The 17,032-nt window shown below is 68.5% G+C and carries 17 protein-coding genes and 1 pseudogene; 11 read left to right on the top strand and 7 right to left on the bottom strand.

Going from position 1 to position 17,032, the window contains the following annotated elements; all coding sequences use genetic code 11:
- Nucleotides 1-104: 104 nt before the first annotated feature.
- Nucleotides 105-821 (top strand): 2OG-Fe dioxygenase family protein, encoded by a 717-nt coding sequence (locus FA702_RS12105; protein WP_136956350.1) that lies wholly within the window; start codon nt 105-107, stop codon nt 819-821.
- Here the strand turns inward: FA702_RS12105 and FA702_RS12100 are convergent.
- On the bottom strand, nt 799-1,290 hold the full coding sequence (locus FA702_RS12100; RefSeq protein WP_136956349.1) for an Lrp/AsnC family transcriptional regulator: 492 nt from the start codon (nt 1,288-1,290) through the stop codon (nt 799-801). The two genes, FA702_RS12105 and FA702_RS12100, sit on opposite strands and share 23 nt — an antisense overlap.
- A gap of 154 nt (nt 1,291-1,444) precedes the next feature.
- Between FA702_RS12100 and hppD the strand changes: the two genes are divergently transcribed.
- The 7 genes from hppD to FA702_RS12065 all read left to right on the top strand — a co-directional run bounded on the left by hppD (nt 1,445) and on the right by FA702_RS12065 (nt 7,811).
- Entirely contained in the window at nt 1,445-2,530 is a 1,086-nt protein-coding gene (gene hppD, locus FA702_RS12095) for a 4-hydroxyphenylpyruvate dioxygenase (protein ID WP_136956348.1), read from the top strand.
- Complete coding sequence (locus tag FA702_RS12090; RefSeq protein ID WP_136956347.1) at nt 2,527-3,072, top strand: VOC family protein; 546 nt, start codon at nt 2,527-2,529, stop codon at nt 3,070-3,072. Before hppD ends, FA702_RS12090 begins: the two co-directional genes overlap by 4 nt.
- Nucleotides 3,069-4,361 carry a fumarylacetoacetase gene (gene fahA, locus FA702_RS12085; RefSeq protein WP_136956346.1) on the top strand — a complete coding sequence of 431 codons (1,293 nt, stop codon included), beginning with the start codon at nt 3,069-3,071 and terminating at the stop codon, nt 4,359-4,361. Before FA702_RS12090 ends, fahA begins: the two co-directional genes overlap by 4 nt.
- On the top strand, nt 4,358-5,014 hold the full coding sequence (gene maiA, locus FA702_RS12080; protein WP_136956345.1) for a maleylacetoacetate isomerase: 657 nt from the start codon (nt 4,358-4,360) through the stop codon (nt 5,012-5,014). The genes fahA and maiA overlap by 4 nt, the downstream gene beginning before the upstream one ends.
- Before the next feature lie 71 nt (nt 5,015-5,085).
- A complete protein-coding gene (locus FA702_RS12075; RefSeq protein WP_136956344.1) occupies nt 5,086-6,129 on the top strand; it encodes a YeiH family protein in 1,044 nt (347 codons plus the stop codon).
- Between the two features lie 39 nt (nt 6,130-6,168).
- The gene (locus FA702_RS12070) at nt 6,169-7,413 is read left to right on the top strand and encodes a molybdopterin-dependent oxidoreductase (protein ID WP_136956343.1); all 1,245 of its coding nucleotides are present in this window, start codon (nt 6,169-6,171) and stop codon (nt 7,411-7,413) included.
- Nucleotides 7,410-7,811, top strand: coding sequence for a cytochrome c (locus FA702_RS12065; protein WP_136956342.1), 402 nt, complete (start codon nt 7,410-7,412; stop codon nt 7,809-7,811). Before FA702_RS12070 ends, FA702_RS12065 begins: the two co-directional genes overlap by 4 nt.
- A 3-nt stretch (nt 7,812-7,814) precedes the next feature.
- Here FA702_RS12065 and FA702_RS12060 read toward each other — a convergent pair whose 3' ends face one another.
- The gene (locus FA702_RS12060; protein WP_136956341.1) at nt 7,815-8,693 is read right to left on the bottom strand and encodes a LysR family transcriptional regulator; all 879 of its coding nucleotides are present in this window, start codon (nt 8,691-8,693) and stop codon (nt 7,815-7,817) included.
- Between the two features lie 103 nt (nt 8,694-8,796).
- Here FA702_RS12060 and FA702_RS12055 point away from each other — a divergent pair, with 103 nt between their 5' ends.
- The gene (locus FA702_RS12055; RefSeq protein WP_136956340.1) at nt 8,797-9,909 is read left to right on the top strand and encodes an S-(hydroxymethyl)glutathione dehydrogenase/class III alcohol dehydrogenase; all 1,113 of its coding nucleotides are present in this window, start codon (nt 8,797-8,799) and stop codon (nt 9,907-9,909) included.
- A gap of 142 nt (nt 9,910-10,051) precedes the next feature.
- Here FA702_RS12055 and FA702_RS12050 read toward each other — a convergent pair whose 3' ends face one another.
- The 5 genes and pseudogenes from FA702_RS12050 to FA702_RS12030 form a co-directional block, all read right to left on the bottom strand.
- Nucleotides 10,052-10,837 carry an enoyl-CoA hydratase/isomerase family protein gene (locus FA702_RS12050; RefSeq protein WP_136956339.1) on the bottom strand — a complete coding sequence of 262 codons (786 nt, stop codon included), beginning with the start codon at nt 10,835-10,837 and terminating at the stop codon, nt 10,052-10,054.
- Nucleotides 10,834-11,899 (bottom strand): annotated as a pseudogene (locus FA702_RS12045) (phosphotransferase). Before FA702_RS12045 ends, FA702_RS12050 begins: the two are co-directional and overlap by 4 nt.
- Nucleotides 11,889-13,076, bottom strand: a complete 1,188-nt coding sequence (locus tag FA702_RS12040; protein ID WP_136956338.1) for an acyl-CoA dehydrogenase family protein — start codon at nt 13,074-13,076, stop codon at nt 11,889-11,891. The pseudogene FA702_RS12045 and the gene FA702_RS12040 overlap by 11 nt, the downstream one beginning before the upstream one ends.
- Nucleotides 13,077-13,100: 24 nt before the next feature.
- Nucleotides 13,101-13,865, bottom strand: a complete 765-nt coding sequence (locus FA702_RS12035; RefSeq protein WP_136956337.1) for an SDR family NAD(P)-dependent oxidoreductase — start codon at nt 13,863-13,865, stop codon at nt 13,101-13,103.
- Between the two features lie 31 nt (nt 13,866-13,896).
- Complete coding sequence (locus FA702_RS12030; protein ID WP_136956336.1) at nt 13,897-15,036, bottom strand: acyl-CoA dehydrogenase family protein; 1,140 nt, start codon at nt 15,034-15,036, stop codon at nt 13,897-13,899.
- Nucleotides 15,037-15,125: 89 nt separating this feature from the next.
- Here FA702_RS12030 and FA702_RS12025 point away from each other — a divergent pair, with 89 nt between their 5' ends.
- Nucleotides 15,126-15,743 (top strand): TetR/AcrR family transcriptional regulator, encoded by a 618-nt coding sequence (locus FA702_RS12025; RefSeq protein ID WP_255504555.1) that lies wholly within the window; start codon nt 15,126-15,128, stop codon nt 15,741-15,743.
- A gap of 118 nt (nt 15,744-15,861) precedes the next feature.
- Nucleotides 15,862-17,028 (top strand): iron-containing alcohol dehydrogenase, encoded by a 1,167-nt coding sequence (locus tag FA702_RS12020; protein WP_136956335.1) that lies wholly within the window; start codon nt 15,862-15,864, stop codon nt 17,026-17,028.
- Nucleotides 17,029-17,032 lie beyond the last annotated feature (4 nt).

The raw sequence follows: 17,032 nt of genomic DNA, 5'->3' as shown, positions 1-17,032 counted from the left end.
ATCGGGTGCGGCCTCATTCCCGCCTTGGTGGCGCGCTAGCGCACCGGTGGGGTGGGCATTCCGCCCGGGACTTCCCATATCGCGGCGGCACGCAAGGAAACGCCATGGACGATGCATCGCCAGTCGGCACACTCGCCGCAGAACGGCCGGAAACCGGTAGCCTGGTGGCCCTGGAAAATGCGCTCGCGCGGGATGGCTACGCGATCGCGCGCGGGGCGCCCTTCCCGCCCGATTTCGCGGACTTCTGGAACGACCTGCCGCTCGACACCTTCATGGCCGACGGCGGCCGCTACCGCCGGCGCCGCTATGCGACCTTCGCGCTGGAAGGCGACACGATCACGCCGCGCCCGGCCGAACCGCATTACCAGAGCCTGTCCTACAACCCGCTCAACGGCGGAATCGCGCGCCATTTCGCGCCTTTCGCGCCGGAAGCCGCTGCGCATCCCTGTCTGTTGGCCTTGCTCCGCGATGCCGGTGCGCTGTTCGCGCCAGGCGCGTGCTGGCATGTCGAAGCGCACCAGTTCCGCATCATGGCGGGAAGCGAGAACGCCGGCCTGCCGACCCCCGAGGGGCTGCACCGCGACGGCGTGGACCGGGTGCTGGTGCAACTGGTGGCGCGGCGGAACGTGGCGAGCGGCATCACCCGCATCACCGACCTGGAGGGCAGGACGCTGGACCGGACCACGCTGACCGTGCCCGGCGATCTCTATCTGCTCGACGACCGGCGCGTGATGCACGAGGTTTCGCCGGTGCGGCCCGAAGACCCCGCGTGGCCAGGCTGGCGCGACGTGCTGGTGGTCACGTTCCGTCGGCGGGATTGACCGCGCCGGCGAAGCGCAGCGGGAGAGCAGTGGTGCTTTTCACGTCCTCTAGGATGATGCTGGAACGCGCGGTCGCCACTTCGGGGGACCCGAGAATCTGGCGCGTCAACAGGTGGTTGAACGAGGCGAGATCGCGCGTGGCGACCTTGAGGATCATGTCGGCCTCCCCGGTCAGCTTCTGGCATTCCAGCACTTCGTCCAGTTCCAGCACCCGCGCGCGGAATGCCTCGGCCGCGGCGATCCCGTGGCTGTTCATGGTAAGCAGGATATAGGCGGAAATGCCCACGCCCAGCCGCCCGGCATCGAGCGCGGCATGGACCCCGCGAATATAGCCGGCCTTGCGCAACTGCTGCATCCGGCGCGAGCATTGCGACGCGGAGAGATGGACCGCCTGGCTCATCTCCACCGGGCCGATATCCCCCTTCTCCTGGAGGATCGCGAGAATCTTGAGATCGAAACGGTCGAGCATGGGCAATGTCCTGCAAGCACGGATGGCGCTTCGAGACGACCCATAGCGCACCGTTAGTGCAAATCACGCTCAAAATGCGCCAAGAATGCACACTTTTTGAGCGTGATTAGCGCTAGACTGTGCGCCACATTCGCAATTGATGCTGGGGAGAGCCATGGCTGACCTGTTCGAAAACCCGCTGGGCCTCGACGGTTTCGAGTTCATCGAATTTTCCGCGCTGGAAAAGGGCGTGCTGGAACCCGTGTTCGCCGCGATGGGCTTCATCCGCGTCGCGCGGCACCGGTCCAAGGACGTGCAACTGTGGCGGCAGGGCGACATCAACCTGATCGCCAACTACGAACCGCGCAGCCCCGCCGCCTATTTCGCCGCCGAACACGGCCCTTCGGCCTGCGGCATGGGCTGGCGCGTGCGCGATGCGGCGAAGGCCTATGCCGAGGCGCTCGAACGCGGCGCGGAACCGGTCGAGGTGCGCACCGGCCCGATGGAACTGCGCCTGCCGGCGTTCCGCGGCATCGGCGGCTCGATCGTCTATCTGCTGGACCGTTACGGCGATGCCCTGTCGATCTACGACATCGACTTCGTGTACGAGGAAGGCGTGGATCGCCATCCGGCCGGGGCGGGCCTGAAGCTGATCGATCACCTCACGCACAATGTCTATGGCGGGCGCATGGCGCACTGGGCGGCGTTCTACGAGCGCATCGCCGGTTTCCGCGAGATCCGCTATTTCGACATCAAGGGCGAATATACCGGCCTCACCAGCAAGGCGATGACCGCGCCCGACGGCAAGATCCGCATCCCGCTGAACGAGGAAGGGAAGGCCGGCGGCGGCCAGATCGAGGAGTTCCTGCGCGCCTACAATGGCGAGGGCATCCAGCACATCGCCTTTGCCTGCGACGATCTGCTGGCGACGTGGGACCGGCTGAAGGCCAGCGGCACCCCGTTCATGACCGCCCCGCCCGCAACCTACTACGAGATGCTGGCCGAGCGCCTGCCCGGCCATGGCGAGCCGGTGGACCAGCTCCAGGCACGCGGCATCCTGCTCGACGGATCGACCGTCAATGGCGATCCGCGCCTGCTGCTGCAGATCTTCTCGGAAACGATGATCGGCCCGGTGTTCTTCGAATTCATCCAGCGCAAGCGCGACGAAGGCTTCGGCGAAGGCAATTTCACTGCGCTGTTCGAATCGATGGAACGCGACCAGATGCGCCGCGGCGCGCTGCAGGTGGAACCGGCGCAATGACCGCGCCGCGCCTCAGCCGCATCCACCACGTCGCCTACCGCTGCAACGATGCCAAGGCGACAGTGGAATGGTACGAGCGCGTGCTCGGCATGACCTACACCACCGCCTTCGCGGAAGACCATGTGCCATCGACGGGGGCCTACGATCCCTATATGCACGTGTTCCTCGATTGCGGCGGCGGCAACGTGCTGGCCTTCTTCGAACTGCCCGAACAGCCGGCGATGGGCCGCGATCCCCACACGCCGGCCTGGGTGCAGCACCTGGCTTTCGAGGTGGAGGACGAAGCCGCGCTGCTGGCGGCCAAGGCGCATATCGAGGCGCAGGGCATCGACGTGCTGGGGCCGACCTGGCACGGCATCTTCAAGTCGATCTATTTCTTCGATCCCAACGGGCACCGGCTGGAATTGGCGTGCAACATCGGCACGCCCGAACAGTACGCCGAACTGAAGACGCTGGCCCCGGTCATGCTTGAGGAATGGAGCCGGACGAAGCGCGCCCCGCGCCATGCCGCCTGGCTGCATGCGGAGCCGAAGGACGCATGAGCATCGACCACACGCACAATCCGCAGGCATCGAGCTGGGTGCCGGCGGCGGACGACCATGCGGAATTCCCGGTCCAGAACCTGCCGCTGGGCATCTTCTCGACCGATGGTGGCCCCGCGCGTGCCGGCACCGCCATCGGCGATTGCGTGCTGGACCTTACCGCCATGGCGGAACAGGGCCTGCTGCCGCCGGCCGTGGTGCCGGCACTGGGACAGGCCACGCTCAACGCGCTGTTCGCCCTGCCCGCCGCCGACCGGCTGGCGCTGCGCCACGCGCTGTTCGCGTGCCTGACCTCCGACCGGTTCCGCGTGCGGCTGGCCCCGCTGCTGCACCGCGCGGAAGACTGCGCGTTGCACCTGCCGTTCCACATCGGCGACTACACCGATTTCTACGTCGGCATTCATCACGCCACCAACATCGGCAAACTGTTCCGGCCCGACAATCCGCTGCTGCCCAACTATCGCCACGTGCCGATCGGCTATCACGGCCGTGCCTCGTCCGTGCGGGTCTCGGGCACCACGCTGCTGCGCCCCAAGGGCCAGCTCAAGGCGCCCGATGCCGAAGCGCCGGTGTTCGCGCCATCGCGGCGGCTCGACTACGAGCTGGAACTGGGCGTGTGGATCGCGGGCGACAACGCGCTGGGCGAACCGGTGCCCATCGCCGACGCGTGGAGCCGGATCGGCGGGCTGACCCTGCTCAACGACTGGTCGGCGCGCGACATCCAGGCGTGGGAATACCAGCCGCTCGGGCCGTTCCTGGCCAAGAACTTCCTCACCACGGTATCCCCGTGGGTGGTGACCGCCGAGGCGCTGGCCCCGTTCCGCGTGGGCCAGCCGCCCCGGCCGGAGGCCGATCCGCAGCCGCTGCCCTACCTGGTCGATGCCGCGGACGCCGAAGCCGGTGCGCTCGCGCTGGACCTCGAAGTCACGCTCGCCAGCGCGGCGATGCGCGATGCCGGCCTGCCGCCGCTGTGCCTCAGCCACGGCCCGGCGACGAACATGTACTGGACCGTGGCACAGATGGTGACGCACCATACCTCCAACGGCTGTGATCTCCATGCCGGCGACCTGCTGGGCACCGGCACGATTTCCGGCCCGGCGCGCGATAGCTTCGGCAGCCTGATGGAGCTTTCGGGCGGCGGGCGCGAACCGGTCGCGCTGCCGAGCGGCGAAACGCGCTGCTTCCTCGAGGACGGCGACCAGCTCACCCTGTCCGCGCGTGCCGTGCAAGACGGGTTCCGCACGATCGGCTTCGGTCCCTGCACCGGCACCGTCCAGCCGGCGCGATGACGCCGCGGCTTCACGGTTACTGGCGCTCCACCGCGAGCTACCGCGTGCGGATCGCGCTGGCGTTGAAAGGCGTGGGCCACGAGCAGGTCACGCACGACTTGCGCACTGGCGCGCAACGCGCGCCCGCGTTCCTCGCTCTCAACCCGCAAGGGCTGGTGCCCGCGCTGGAACTCGATGGCGAAAGGGAGGGCGAAGCCGCCGTGCTCACCCAGTCGCCCGCCATTCTCGAATGGCTGGACGAGGTCTATCCGCAAACCCCGCTGCTGCCCGGCGATGCCCTGGGCCGCGCCACGGTGCGCGCGATGGCGGGGCTGATCTGCTGCGACATCCACCCGCTCAACAACCTGCGCGTGCTGCAAGCGCTGCGGCAGGATTTCGGCGCCAGCGAGTCGCAAGTCTCGGCGTGGATCGCGCGCTGGATCGGCACGGGCTTCGACGCGCTGGAGGTTCTGATCGCGCGCCACGGCGGCGATTTCGCCTTCGGCGATGCCGCGACCCTGGCCGATTGCTGCCTGATCCCGCAGGTCTATTCGGCGGAGCGCTTCGGCATCGACCTAGCGCCGTGGCCTGCCATCGCGCGGATTGCGGCGCGGTGCGCGGCGCTGGAGCCTTTCCGGCGCGCCCATCCGTCGGAACAGCCCGACGCAGATTGATAGATAAGTCCTATTGAATCTCCAATTTCAATCAGTTGGATTTGTTCGATAGAAAAGCCGATCTTCGGCGCATGACAGCTTTTCTTTCCGCCCGTTCCCACGCGCCCGGCCTGCTGGTCTGCGGAGCGGTCGCGCTGGGCGCGCTGGTGCTGGAGCGGCTGGAAGTCCGCCTGGCCGGCCATGCCTGGGTGGAAGCGCTGGTTCTGGCGATTCTGGCCGGAACCGCGGTCCGCACGCTGTGGACGCCGCCCGCCCGGTTCGAATGCGGCATCCAGTGGGCCGCCAAGGGCCTGCTCGAATGCGCGGTGGCGCTGATGGGCGTGACCATCAGCTTCGCCACGATCGCCGCCGCCGGGCTGCCGCTGCTCGCCGGCATCGTCGCCATCGTGTTCGGCGCGATCGCCGCCAGCTTCCTGCTCGGCCGGGCGTTCGGCCTGCCGCCCAAGATGGCAGTGCTGGTCGCCTGCGGCAACGCGATCTGCGGCAATTCCGCCATCGCCGCCGTCGCCCCGGTGATCGATGCCGAAAGCGATGACGTGGCCACGGCGATCGCCTTCACCGCCGTGCTGGGCGTGGCCGTGGTGATCGCGCTGCCGATCGTGGCGCACGCGCTGCACCTGAGCGCCGCCGCCGGGGGAACGCTGGCCGGCTTGACCGTCTATGCCGTGCCGCAAGTGCTGGCCGCCGCCGGCCCGCTTGGCCCCTCCGCCGTGCAGACCGGCACGCTGGTCAAGCTGGTGCGCGTGCTGATGCTGGGGCCGGTGGTCGCCTGCCTGTCGGTGCTGAAGGCGCATCAGGCCGAAGAAGCGGAAGCCGCCGCGGTCCGGGCGCCGGCGCGCCGCCATCGCCTGCTGCACTTCCTGCCGCCGTTCATCCTCGTGTTCCTGGCGCTAGCGGCGCTGCGGTCGCTGGGCCTTGTCCCCACGGCGGCGATCGCCCCCGCGCACGAGGCCAGCGTGTTCCTGACCATCCTTGCCATGGCGGGGCTGGGCCTTGGCGTCGACCTGCGCAGCGTTACCGCCGCCGGCCCGCGCGTGGTAACGGTGGTCACGCTGTCGCTGCTGCTGCTCGGCCTGGCCGCGCTGGCGGTGCTGCGCCTGACCGGCCTGGCCTGAAAGACGGGCCTGAACGATCGGCCCGAAGGAGAAATGAAGATGGACCAGTTCGATGCGCTGCTGGCAACGCGGCTCGGCCGGCGACGGCTGCTGCAAGGCGGCGCGGCGCTGGGCGCGGGTGCGCTGGCCGGGCCGGCGTTCGGGGCGGAAGGCACGGTCGATCTCCACCTGCCGGGCGGTCCGTCCACGCGGCCGATGACCACGGCGTTCCCCGGCAAGGGGCCGATGATCCTCCAGCGGATGCGGCCGCCGCTGCTCGAAACCCCGCTCTCGGTGTTCAACGGCGATGTCTTCACGCCCAACGACCGGTTCTTCGTGCGCTGGCACTGGGCGGACATTCCCACGACGGTGGACGTCAACGCCTTCCGCCTGGCCGTGCGCGGGGAAGTGGCGAAACCGCTTTCGCTGACGCTGGCGGACATCCTGCGCCTGCCGCGCTTCGAGATCGCCGCTATCAACCAGTGTTCGGGCAATTCGCGCGGGCTGTTCCAGCCGCGCGTGCCCGGCGCGCAATGGGCGCACGGGGCCATGGGCAACGCGCTGTGGACCGGCGTCCGCCTGCGCGACGTGCTCGATCTCGCCGGCGTGCGCCCCGGCGCGGTGGCGGTGCGCTTCGGCGCCATGGACCAGCCGCTGGTGCCCGAAGCGCCCGATTTCACGAAATCACTGAACATCGACCATGCGCGCGATGGCGAAGTGATGATCGCCTTCGCCATGAACGGGGAGCAGTTGCCGTTGCTCAACGGCTTCCCGCTGCGGCTGGTCGTGCCGGGCTGGTATTCGACCTACTGGGTCAAGATGCTCAACGACATCGAGGTGCTGGCCGCGCCCGATACCGGGTACTGGATGGCCAAGGCCTACAAGATCCCGGACACGCCCGGCGCCAATGTCGCCGCCGGCAGTTCCGGCTTCCCGACCACGCCGATCAACCGCATGGTCGCGCGCAGCTGGATCACCAGCCTGGCAGAGGGGCAGAGAGTGCCCTGGTCGCCGACGATCGCGGTGGGCGGCATCGCCATGGGCGGCGATTGCGGCGTCGCCCGCGTCGATGTTTCGGCCGATGGGGGCAAGACCTGGCTCCCCGCCACGCTGGGGCCGGACAAGGGCAAGTACGGCTTCCGCCGCTGGGATGCGCGGGTGCCGGTCGGCGCACCGGGCATGGTCGCGCTCCAGGCCCGCTGCACCAGCGACAAGGGCGAAACACAACCACTGCAGCCGATCTGGAACCCCGGCGGCTTCATGCGCGCCAATGTCGAAACGACCACGATCATGGTGACCGCATGACGCGCCGCCTGCCCACGTTCGCGCTTCTCGCCGCGCTCGCCTCCGCCACGCTTGCCGTGTCCGCCGCCGGCGCGCGCAAGCCGGAGCCGGCCCCCGCAAGCGTCACCGCCAACGGCTTCACGCTGACCTCGAGCACCATCGCACTACCGGTGGAGGAGCCGTTCTTCCCGGACAGCCCGGACGGCGGGCCGAAGGCCGACACGATCAACGCCGATTGCACCGCCTGCCATTCGGCCAGCATGACGCTGACCCAGCCCGCGCTCTCGCCCGAAGCGTGGGCCGGCGTGGTCCACAAGATGCGCGACGTCTATCACGCGCCGGTGCCGGAAGAGGACGTGCCCGCGATCCTCGCCTATCTGGCGCACCTGCCCCCGAAGCCGTCGCCCGGCGAAGAATGAAGGTCAGGGAATGACGCGGCCCAGCCGGTCTTCCAGCAGGTCGATCATGCCCTTGACCTTGGGCACCAGCTGGCGGCGTTGCGGATAGACCGCCCAGACGGGCTCGGGCGCATCGCGGTAGCGGTCGAGCAGCGTGACGAGCCGCCCGGCGGCGATATGATCGCGCACGTAGAACGCGGGCAACTGGCACACGCCCATGCCCGCCACCGCCGCCTCCACCACCGCCGCGCCGCTGTTGCAATGCAGCCGGCCGGTGGGCACGAACGTCAGCCGGCGGCCGTTTTCCACGAAATGCCAGGTGGCGTTGGTGCCGATCAGGCAATCGTGCGCTTCCAGATCCTGCCAGCGCGCCGGCGCGCCCTTGCGCGCGACATAGGATGGCGCGGCGCAGAGGTCGGACGAGCGGCTGGCGATCTGCCGCGCCGCCAGCCGGTTGTCCGCCGGATGGCCGGTGCGGATGCCGATGTCGAAGCCTTCCGCGATCAGATCGACCACACGGTTGGTCAGTTCGACGGTCGCGGTGATGCCGGGATGGCGCTCCAGGAACTCGGTGACCACCGGCGCGACGAAGCGTTCGCCCATCGAGATCGAGCAGGTGATGCGGATTTCGCCCTGCATCTCGCCCTGCCGGGTCAGGTATTGCAGCGCCTCGTCGCGTTCTTCGACCAGCCGGCGGCCCTGCTCCACGAAGGCGCGGCCCACCGGCGTCAGCGTTACCGTGCGCGTGGTGCGGTCGAACAGGCGCGCGCCCACTTTCGCCTCCAGCCGCGCCACCGCCCGGCTGACGTGCGAGGTGGACGCCCCCAGGCGCCTGGCCGCCGCGACAAAACTGCCGGAATCGGCAATCGCGACGATCTCTTCGAAGCCGTCCCACTTGGACAATCGATTATCCCATGATAGCAATAGAATAAACCAGAACCACGTATTTATCGCACGGCTGGTCCAATGTTAAGGGCGGCCGTCTCAATTCCTGGAGGATGCCCTCATGAAGACCCGCGCCGCCGTTGCCTTTGCGCCCAAGCAGCCGCTCGAGATCGTGGAACTGGACCTCGAAGGCCCCAAGGCGGGCGAGGTTCTGGTCGAGATCATGGCGACCGGCGTGTGCCACACCGATGCCTACACGCTCGACGGGTTCGACAGCGAAGGCATCTTCCCCAGCGTGCTCGGCCACGAAGGCGCAGGGATCGTGCGCGAGGTCGGCCCCGGCGTGACCTCGGTGAAGCCCGGCGATCACGTGATCCCGCTCTACACTCCCGAATGCCGCCAGTGTAAGTCGTGCCTTTCGGGCAAGACCAACCTGTGCACCGCGATCCGCGCCACGCAGGGCCAGGGCCTGATGCCCGACGGCACCAGCCGCTTTTCCTACAAGGGCCAGACCGTGTTTCACTACATGGGCTGCAGCACCTTCTCGAACTTCACCGTCCTGCCCGAAATCGCGGTGGCCAAGATCCGCGAGGACGCGCCGTTCCAGACCTCGTGCTATATCGGCTGCGGCGTCACCACCGGCGTGGGCGCGGTGATCAACACCGCCAAGGTCCAGGTGGGCGACAACGTCGTGGTGTTCGGCCTCGGCGGCATCGGCCTCAACGTCATCCAGGGCGCGCGGCTGGCCGGCGCGGGCAAGATCATCGGCGTCGACATCAACCCCGATCGCGAGGAATGGGGCCGCAAGTTCGGCATGACCGACTTCCTCAACAGCAAGGGCCTGAGCCGCGAGGAAACCGTCGCCAAGGTGGTCGAGCTGACCGAGGGCGGAGCCGACTATACTTTCGACGCCACCGGCAACACCGAGGTGATGCGGACCGCGCTGGAAGCATGCCATCGCGGCTGGGGCACCAGCATCATCATCGGCGTGGCCGAGGCGGGCAAGGAAATCAGCACCCGCCCGTTCCAGCTGGTGACGGGACGCAACTGGCGCGGCACCGCGTTCGGCGGGGCCAAGGGCCGCACCGACGTGCCCAAGATCGTCGACATGTACATGACCGGCAAGATCGAGATCGACCCGATGATCACCCACGTCATGGGCCTGGAAGAGATCAACACCGCGTTCGACCTGATGCACGCGGGCAAGTCGATCCGCTCGGTCGTGGTGTTCTGAAGCAGGCTACCGGGCGCCGGGGCTGATGGCTTGATCGCGCCCGCTTCGTCATTGCGAGCGGCACGCGAAGCAATCCAGAGTCCCGCGCGCCGCTCTGGATTGCCGCGGGGCTTCGCCCCTCGCAATGACGATTCATCCCGCTCTACGAAGCGCGCGTGAAATCCGGCTTGCGGCGTTCGAGGAACGCCGCAACGCCTTCCCGGCCTTCCGCGCCGGAGCCCGCCGCCGCGATCGAATCCGCCTCCACCGCCAGATGCGCGGCAAGATCGCGCGTCGAGCTGTCCAGCAGCAACGCGCGGGCGGCGCCCAGCGCCCGCACCGGCGCAGCGGCCAGCCGTGCCGCCATCGCCCGCCCTTCCGCTGCAAGATCGGCATCGGGCACCACGCGCGTCACCAGCCTCAGCCGCGCCCCTTCTTCCGCGCCGACACGGCGGTTGGTGAGAATCATCTCCTGCGCCACGCGCAGGCCCACCACGCGCGGCAGCAGCCAGCTCATGCCGCCGTCGGGCGTCAGGCCGATGCCGGTATAGGCCGCGGTGAAATGGGCGGCTTCGCCCGCCAGCACCACGTCGCCCAGCAGGGCGAGACTGAGGCCCGCGCCCGCCGCCGGGCCGTGGACCAGCGTCAGCAGCGGCTTGTCCATCCGCGCCAGCACCAGCACCGCCTCGTGCAGCGCGCTCGCCAGTTCGTGCATGAAGGCACCGGCGCGATCGCCGGCGGCGGCAAATGCGGCGATGTCCCCGCCCGCGCAGAACAGGCGTCCGCTGCCCGCCAGCACCACGCAGCGCACCGCCGGATCGCCCGCGCAGTCGCGCGCGGCGGCGTCAAGCGCGCGCGCCATGTCCATGTCGATCGCGTTGCCCTGATCGGGCCGGTTAAGCGTGATCGTGGCAATGCCGCCATCGCGCGTCAGCAGAACAGGATTCATGCGCAGGCCTCCATCGCTTCGCGCGCCAGCGCCGCCAGCCGGGGGAAGGCTTCCGCCCGTTCCCGCGCGTGGGCGCTGTTGGCGGTGCCGCGCAGCACGCGCCCCTTGATACCGTGAAAGATCGCGGCCAGCCGGAAGAAGTTGAACGCGATATAGAAATCCCAGTCGGGAATCCCCGTGCGCCCGGTGCGCCGGCAATAGGCGGCGATGTAATCCGCTTCCGTGGGCAGGCCCAGCCGCACCGGATCGGCCCCGCCCAGCCCGGCCACGATGTCCGGCGGCATCCGGTACATCGTGGCGTGATAGGCGAAGTCCGACAGCGGATTGCCCAGCGTCGACAGTTCCCAGTCCAGCACCGCGACAACGCGCGGTTCGGTGGGGTGGAAGATCATGTTGTCGCAGCGGAAATCGCCGTGGGTCACGCGGCTTTCGTCGCCCGGCGGGATATGCGCCGGCAGCCATGCGACCAGCGCGTCCATGTCCGCGTTGCGGCCGGCCAGCTCGTCCTCGAGGTACTGCTTCGACCAGCGCCCGATCTGCCGTTCGAAGAAATTACCGGGCCGGCCGAAATCGCCGAGGCCCACCGCCGCGGGATCGACCGCGTGCAGCGCGGCAATCGTGGCGTTCATGGCGTCGTAGTAGGCCGCGCGCTCGCCCTGCGGCACGTCGGGAAAACGCGCATCCCAGAAGATGCGGCCATCGACCATCGCCATGACGTAGAACGCGCTGCCGATCACGCCATCGTCCTCGCACACGCCCAGCACCGGCGGCACCGGTACGGGCGTCGGCCCCAGCGCGGTCAGCACGCGCGCCTTTCAGCAGCGGCCCCGGCGGCTTGCGGCGGAGCACATAGCGCGCGCCCGGCGTGGTCAGGCGATAGGTGGGGTTCGACTGACCGCCGTTGAACTGCGCCACCTCCAGCGGCCCGGCGAAGCCATCGACATGCGCCGCCATCCAACGCGCCAGCGCCCCTTCGTCGAACGCGACGCGAACCTCGCCCGCGCCGGCGTTCGCCCCGCCGGCGTTGGCCCCGCCGCTCTCGCCCGGAACCTCAGCCGCCATGGCCGTGCCGCCAGTCGCGCTTGACCTTCTTGGCCAGGCTCCACTTGTGGACCTCGGTGGGGCCGTCATAGATGCGGAAGGCGCGCACTTCGCGGAAGATCTGCTCGACGATGGTCTTGTCGGTCACGCCGGTACCGCCCATCACCTGCACGCAGCGGTCGGCGATGCGCATCAGCGCCTCGGACACCGCCACCTTGGCCATCGAGCTTTCGACCGTGCCGAGCGAACCGGTATCGAGCACCGCGGCGCACCAGTCGATCATCAGTTCGGCCTGCTTCAGATCGATCATGTTCTCGGCCAGCATGAAGCCCACGCCTTCGTGGTCGATCAGCTGCTTGCCGAAGGCCATGCGCCGGTTGGCATAGTCCACCGCGATCTCGTTGGCGCGGATGCACCCGCCCAGCCAGCGCATGCAGTGCGACAGGCGCGCCGGGCTGAGGCGCACCTGAGCATACTTGAAGCCTTCGCCCGCATCGCCCAGCATCTGGTCGGCGGGTATGCGCAAGTTGTCGATGGTGACCGTGGCATGGCCGCCCGGCATCGAGCTGTCGATGGTGTTGGGCACGTGATCGATGCGGATCGCGGGATCGGGCAGATCAACCAGGAACATGCACGCGCCGCCCTGCGAATCCGGATCGACCGACTTCGCCATGACGATGCCCACTTTCGCGCCTTCGGCACCGGTGATGAACGCCTTGCGCCCGTTCACCACCCAATGGTTGCCGTCGCGCCGGCACGTGGTCTGCATCATCGAGGGATCGGACCCGGCGCCGCCCTCGTCCGACGGCTCGGTCATGAAGAAGGCCGAACGCACGCGCCCTTCGACCAGCGGCGTGAGGAAACGCGCCTTGAGATCGGCGCTGCCGACATGGCCCAGCAGGTACATGTTGCCTTCGTCGGGCGCCTGGGTGTTGCAGGCCAGCATGCCCAGCGGCGAAAGGCCCGACTTGATCAGGATGACGGCGGTTTCACGCTGGTTGAAATGGCTGCCATCGGGGCGGATGTGGGGGGTGAGGACACCCGCCGCGCGCGCCTTTTCGCGCAGTTCCATCACCAGCTCGTCGGTCGGCGCGCCGTGATGGTCGCGGCGGGGGTCCTGTTCGTAGGGAACCACGGTTTCGCGGACGAAGGCTTCCACCTTCGCCGCCATGTCGAGCGCTTCGCGGCTGATCGTCATCGTATCCTCACCCCGTGTTTGGCTTTAGCGTGGCGCCATGCGGATCGCACCGTCCAGGCGAATGGTCTCGCCGTTCAGCATCGGGTTGGTAACGATGCTTTCCACCATCTGCGCGTATTCGTCGGGCTGGCCAAGCCGGTTCGGGAACGGCACCTGCTTGCCCAGCGAATCCTGCGCGTCCTGCGGCAGCGAGGCCAGCAGCGGCGTCCAGAAGATGCCCGGAGCGATCGTCATCACGCGGATGCCGCTGCGGGCGAGCTCGCGCGCGATCGGCAGCGTCATGCCAACGATGCCGCCCTTGGAGGCGGAATAGGCGGCCTGCCCGATCTGGCCGTCGAACGCGGCAACCGAGGCGGTGTTGATGATCACGCCGCGCTCTTCCGGCCCCACGGTTTCGGCATCGTGAATGCGTGCGGCGAACTTGGACAGCACGTTGAAGCTGCCGATCAGGTTGATCTGGATGATCTTCGCGAAATCGGCGAGCGGCAGCGCCTTGCCATCGCGGCCGATCACCTTGGCGGGCGGGCCGATACCGGCGCAGTTGACGCAGATGCGCGCCTTGCCGTTGACCGCTTCGGCTTCGAGAATGGCGTTCTCGACCGCCGCTTCGTCGGTCACGTTGACGGGGAAGAACGTCGCGCCGATCTCGGCCGCATGGCGGGCGCCCAGGTCCGCGTTGAGATCGAAGATCGCGACCTTCGCGCCGGCCTTCGCCAGCCGCGCCGCGGTGGCGCCGCCGAGACCCGATGCGCCGCCGGTGACGATGGCGGCCACTCCCTTGATTTCCATGATCCTGCTCCTTCGGGGATACTTGTTAGGCTTACAGCGCGCGGGCGATGACCATGCGCTGGATATCGGACGTGCCTTCGTAGATCTGGCACACGCGGACATCGCGGTAGATCCGCGCGATGCCGAATTCCTCAAGATAGCCGTAGCCGCCCAGCGTCTGCAGCGCTCCGGACACGACCGCCTCGGCCGTTTCGGAGGCCACCAGCTTGGCCATCGAGGCTTCCTTGAGACAGGACTGCCCCGTCTCGCTGCCGGCATCCTTGACCGCCGCCGCATGGAGCACGAGCTGCCGCGCCGCTTCCAGCCGGGCGGCCAGATCGGCCAGACGGAAGCCGACCGCCTGGTGCTGGATGATCGGCTGACCGAAGCTCTTGCGCTCCTTCGCGTAGCCCACCGCGATCTCCAGCGCCGCCTGCGCCATGCCGATGCATTGCGCGGCGATGCCGATGCGGCCGGCCTCCAGATTGGACAGCGCGATCGCATAGCCCGCGCCGGCCTCGCCCAGCATCAGGTCGTCCGCCACGAACAGGTTGTCGAAGCGGATGGCGCAGGTGTCGGACGCGCGCTGGCCCAGCTTGTGCTCCACCTTGTCCACCACGTAGCCGGCGCTGTCGGTCGGCACGAGGAAAGCCGACAGACCGCGCTTGCCGGCGTCGGGATCGGTCACCGCGAACACGATCGCCAGCTTGGCGATGCGGCCCGACGAGATGAACTGCTTCGCCCCGTCGAGCACATAGCCGCCCTCCACCTTGCGGGCGCGGGTGCGGATGGCCGATGCGTCGGAGCCCGCGTCCGCCTCGGTCAGCGCAAAGGCGCCGATCGCCCTGCCGCCCACCAGATCGGGCAGGAACCGCGCCTGTTGCGCGGGCGTGCCATAGCGCAGCAGGGCGGACACAATCAGGCTGTTCTGGATCGACAGGATCGTCGACAGCGCGCCATCGGCCGCCGCTATCTCGATCAGCGCGGCGGCATAGGACACGTAATCGAGCCCGGCCCCGCCGACCTCTTCGGGCGCGGTCATGCCGGTCAGGCCCATGTCCGCCAGCGCGGCGAACAGGTCCGGCGGATAGGCGCCCGCCGCCTCGTAGGCCGGCGCGTTGGGCAGGATCTGCTCCTGCGCGAAATCGCGCACCATGTAGCGCACGGCGGCCTGGGTTTCCGTCAGAATCATGAAACTCACCAGTTAATGATCTACTGACGAGTAACTTGCATTCTCGCGCGTTTCTTGTCAACACGGGGAACGCCAGACCGGACCCCGCCTTGACCACCGTTTCCTCGCCTTTCCAGACGCCCGAACAACGCCAGGCCGATCGCGCCGCCAAGCGCGACGCGGTGCTGCGCGCGGCGGTGCGGATGTTCAACGAGAAGGGCTTCCACCAGACCTCGCTCGATGATGTGGCGGCGCGGCTCGGCATCTCCAAGCCGACGATCTACCACTACCTGGGCAACAAGGATCAGGTGCTGCTCGAATGCGTTTCGCGCGGGCTGGGCCAGATCATCGAGGCCGGGGCGGAGGCGCGGCAGCAGTCCGGCAACGGCGCGGAACGGCTCGCCTGGTTCCTGCGCCGCTATGCCCAGATCAACATGGACGATTTCGGCCGCTGCGTGATCCGCACCGGCGACGAGGCGCTGGCGAGCGAGAGCCAGCAGCAATTCCGCGCGCTCAAGCGCCGGATCGACAACGCCCTGCGCGAACTGATCGGCGAGGCGATCGCCGACGGTTCGCTGGCGCCGACCGACCCCAAGCTGCTGGCCTTCACCATCGCGGGCGCGCTCAACTGGCCCGCGCGCTGGCACGAGCCCGATGGCGAACACGCGCCGGCGGAACTTGCCGAATACCTTGTCACCAACCTGGCGCGCGGCTACCTGCCACGCTGAGGCGCGCGACAGGGCTTCGGGCTTTCCATGCATACGTAGTGCGATTGCGCCGGCCCCGCGCCACAGGCTAGACCCGGCGAAAGCCCGGCCCATGGAACGCCGGGGCGGAGAAGATTTCATGAGCATTGCCAGCATCGCGCTTCCCCGCATCCTGCGCATCGGCGGCGGCGCATCGCGCCAGTTGCCCGACGTGCTGGCCACGCTGGGCCTGTCCCGCCCCCTGATCGTGACGGATGCCTTCTTGGTCGGGCAAGGCCGCGTCGAAACGCTGCGGGACAGCCTGAAAGCCGCCGGCATCGCCAGCCGCGTGTTCGACGGGACCGTTCCCGATCCGACCCTTGCCTCGATCGAGGCCGGACTCGCCTTCCTGCGCGAAGGCGATCACGATTGCGTGGTCGGCTTCGGCGGGGGCAGCCCGCTCGACAGCGCGAAGGCCATCGCCATGCTCGCGCGCCACGGCGGAGCCATGGCGGACTACAAGGCCCCGCACGTGCAGGACGAACCGGGCCTGCCCGTGATCGCCATCCCGACTACCGCCGGCACCGGATCGGAAGCGACCCGCGTCACCGTCATCACCGACGAAACGACCGACGAGAAGATGATGTGCCCCGGCCTTGCCTACCTGCCGGTGGCGGCGCTGGTCGATTACGAACTGACCTTCACCAAGCCGCGCCGGCTGACCGCCGATACCGGGATCGATTCGCTGACTCACGCGATCGAGGCCTATGTCTCGAAGCGCGCCAGCCCCTTCACCGATGGCATGGCCTTGCTGGCGATGCGCGCGATCGCGCCCAACCTGCGCCGCGCCTGCGACGATCCCGACGACCGCGAAGCGCGCGAGGCGCTGATGCTGGGCGCGACGCAGGCGGGCATTGCCTTCACCAACGCCTCGGTTGCGCTGGTGCATGGCATGAGCCGGCCGATCGGCGCGCATTTCCATGTGCCGCACGGACTGTCTAACGCCATGCTGCTGCCCACGGTTACCGCATGGTCCGCCCCCGCCGCGCTGGCGCGCTATGCCGAATGCGCCCGCGCCATGGGCGTGGCGGACGCGCGCGAGGGCGATCAGGGCGCGGTGGCGCGGCTGCTGGAGGAACTGGGCGCGCTCAACCGCGATCTCGGCGTGCCGGGGCCGGCCGCCTGGGGTATCGACGCTGTCCACTGGCAGCGCCTGATCCCGACGATGTGCGAACAGGCAATCGCCTCCGGATCGCCCGCCAACAACCCGCGCGTGCCCGATGCGGTCGAGATGGCCGAGTTGTACGCTCGCGTGTGGGACGCATAGCGCA

It is taken from the genome of Novosphingobium sp. EMRT-2 (genome assembly GCF_005145025.1).
Classification (GTDB): Bacteria; Pseudomonadota; Alphaproteobacteria; order Sphingomonadales; family Sphingomonadaceae; genus Novosphingobium.
Note: the sequence above shows the minus strand (reverse complement) of the source record. Positions and strands in the feature narration are given on the sequence as shown.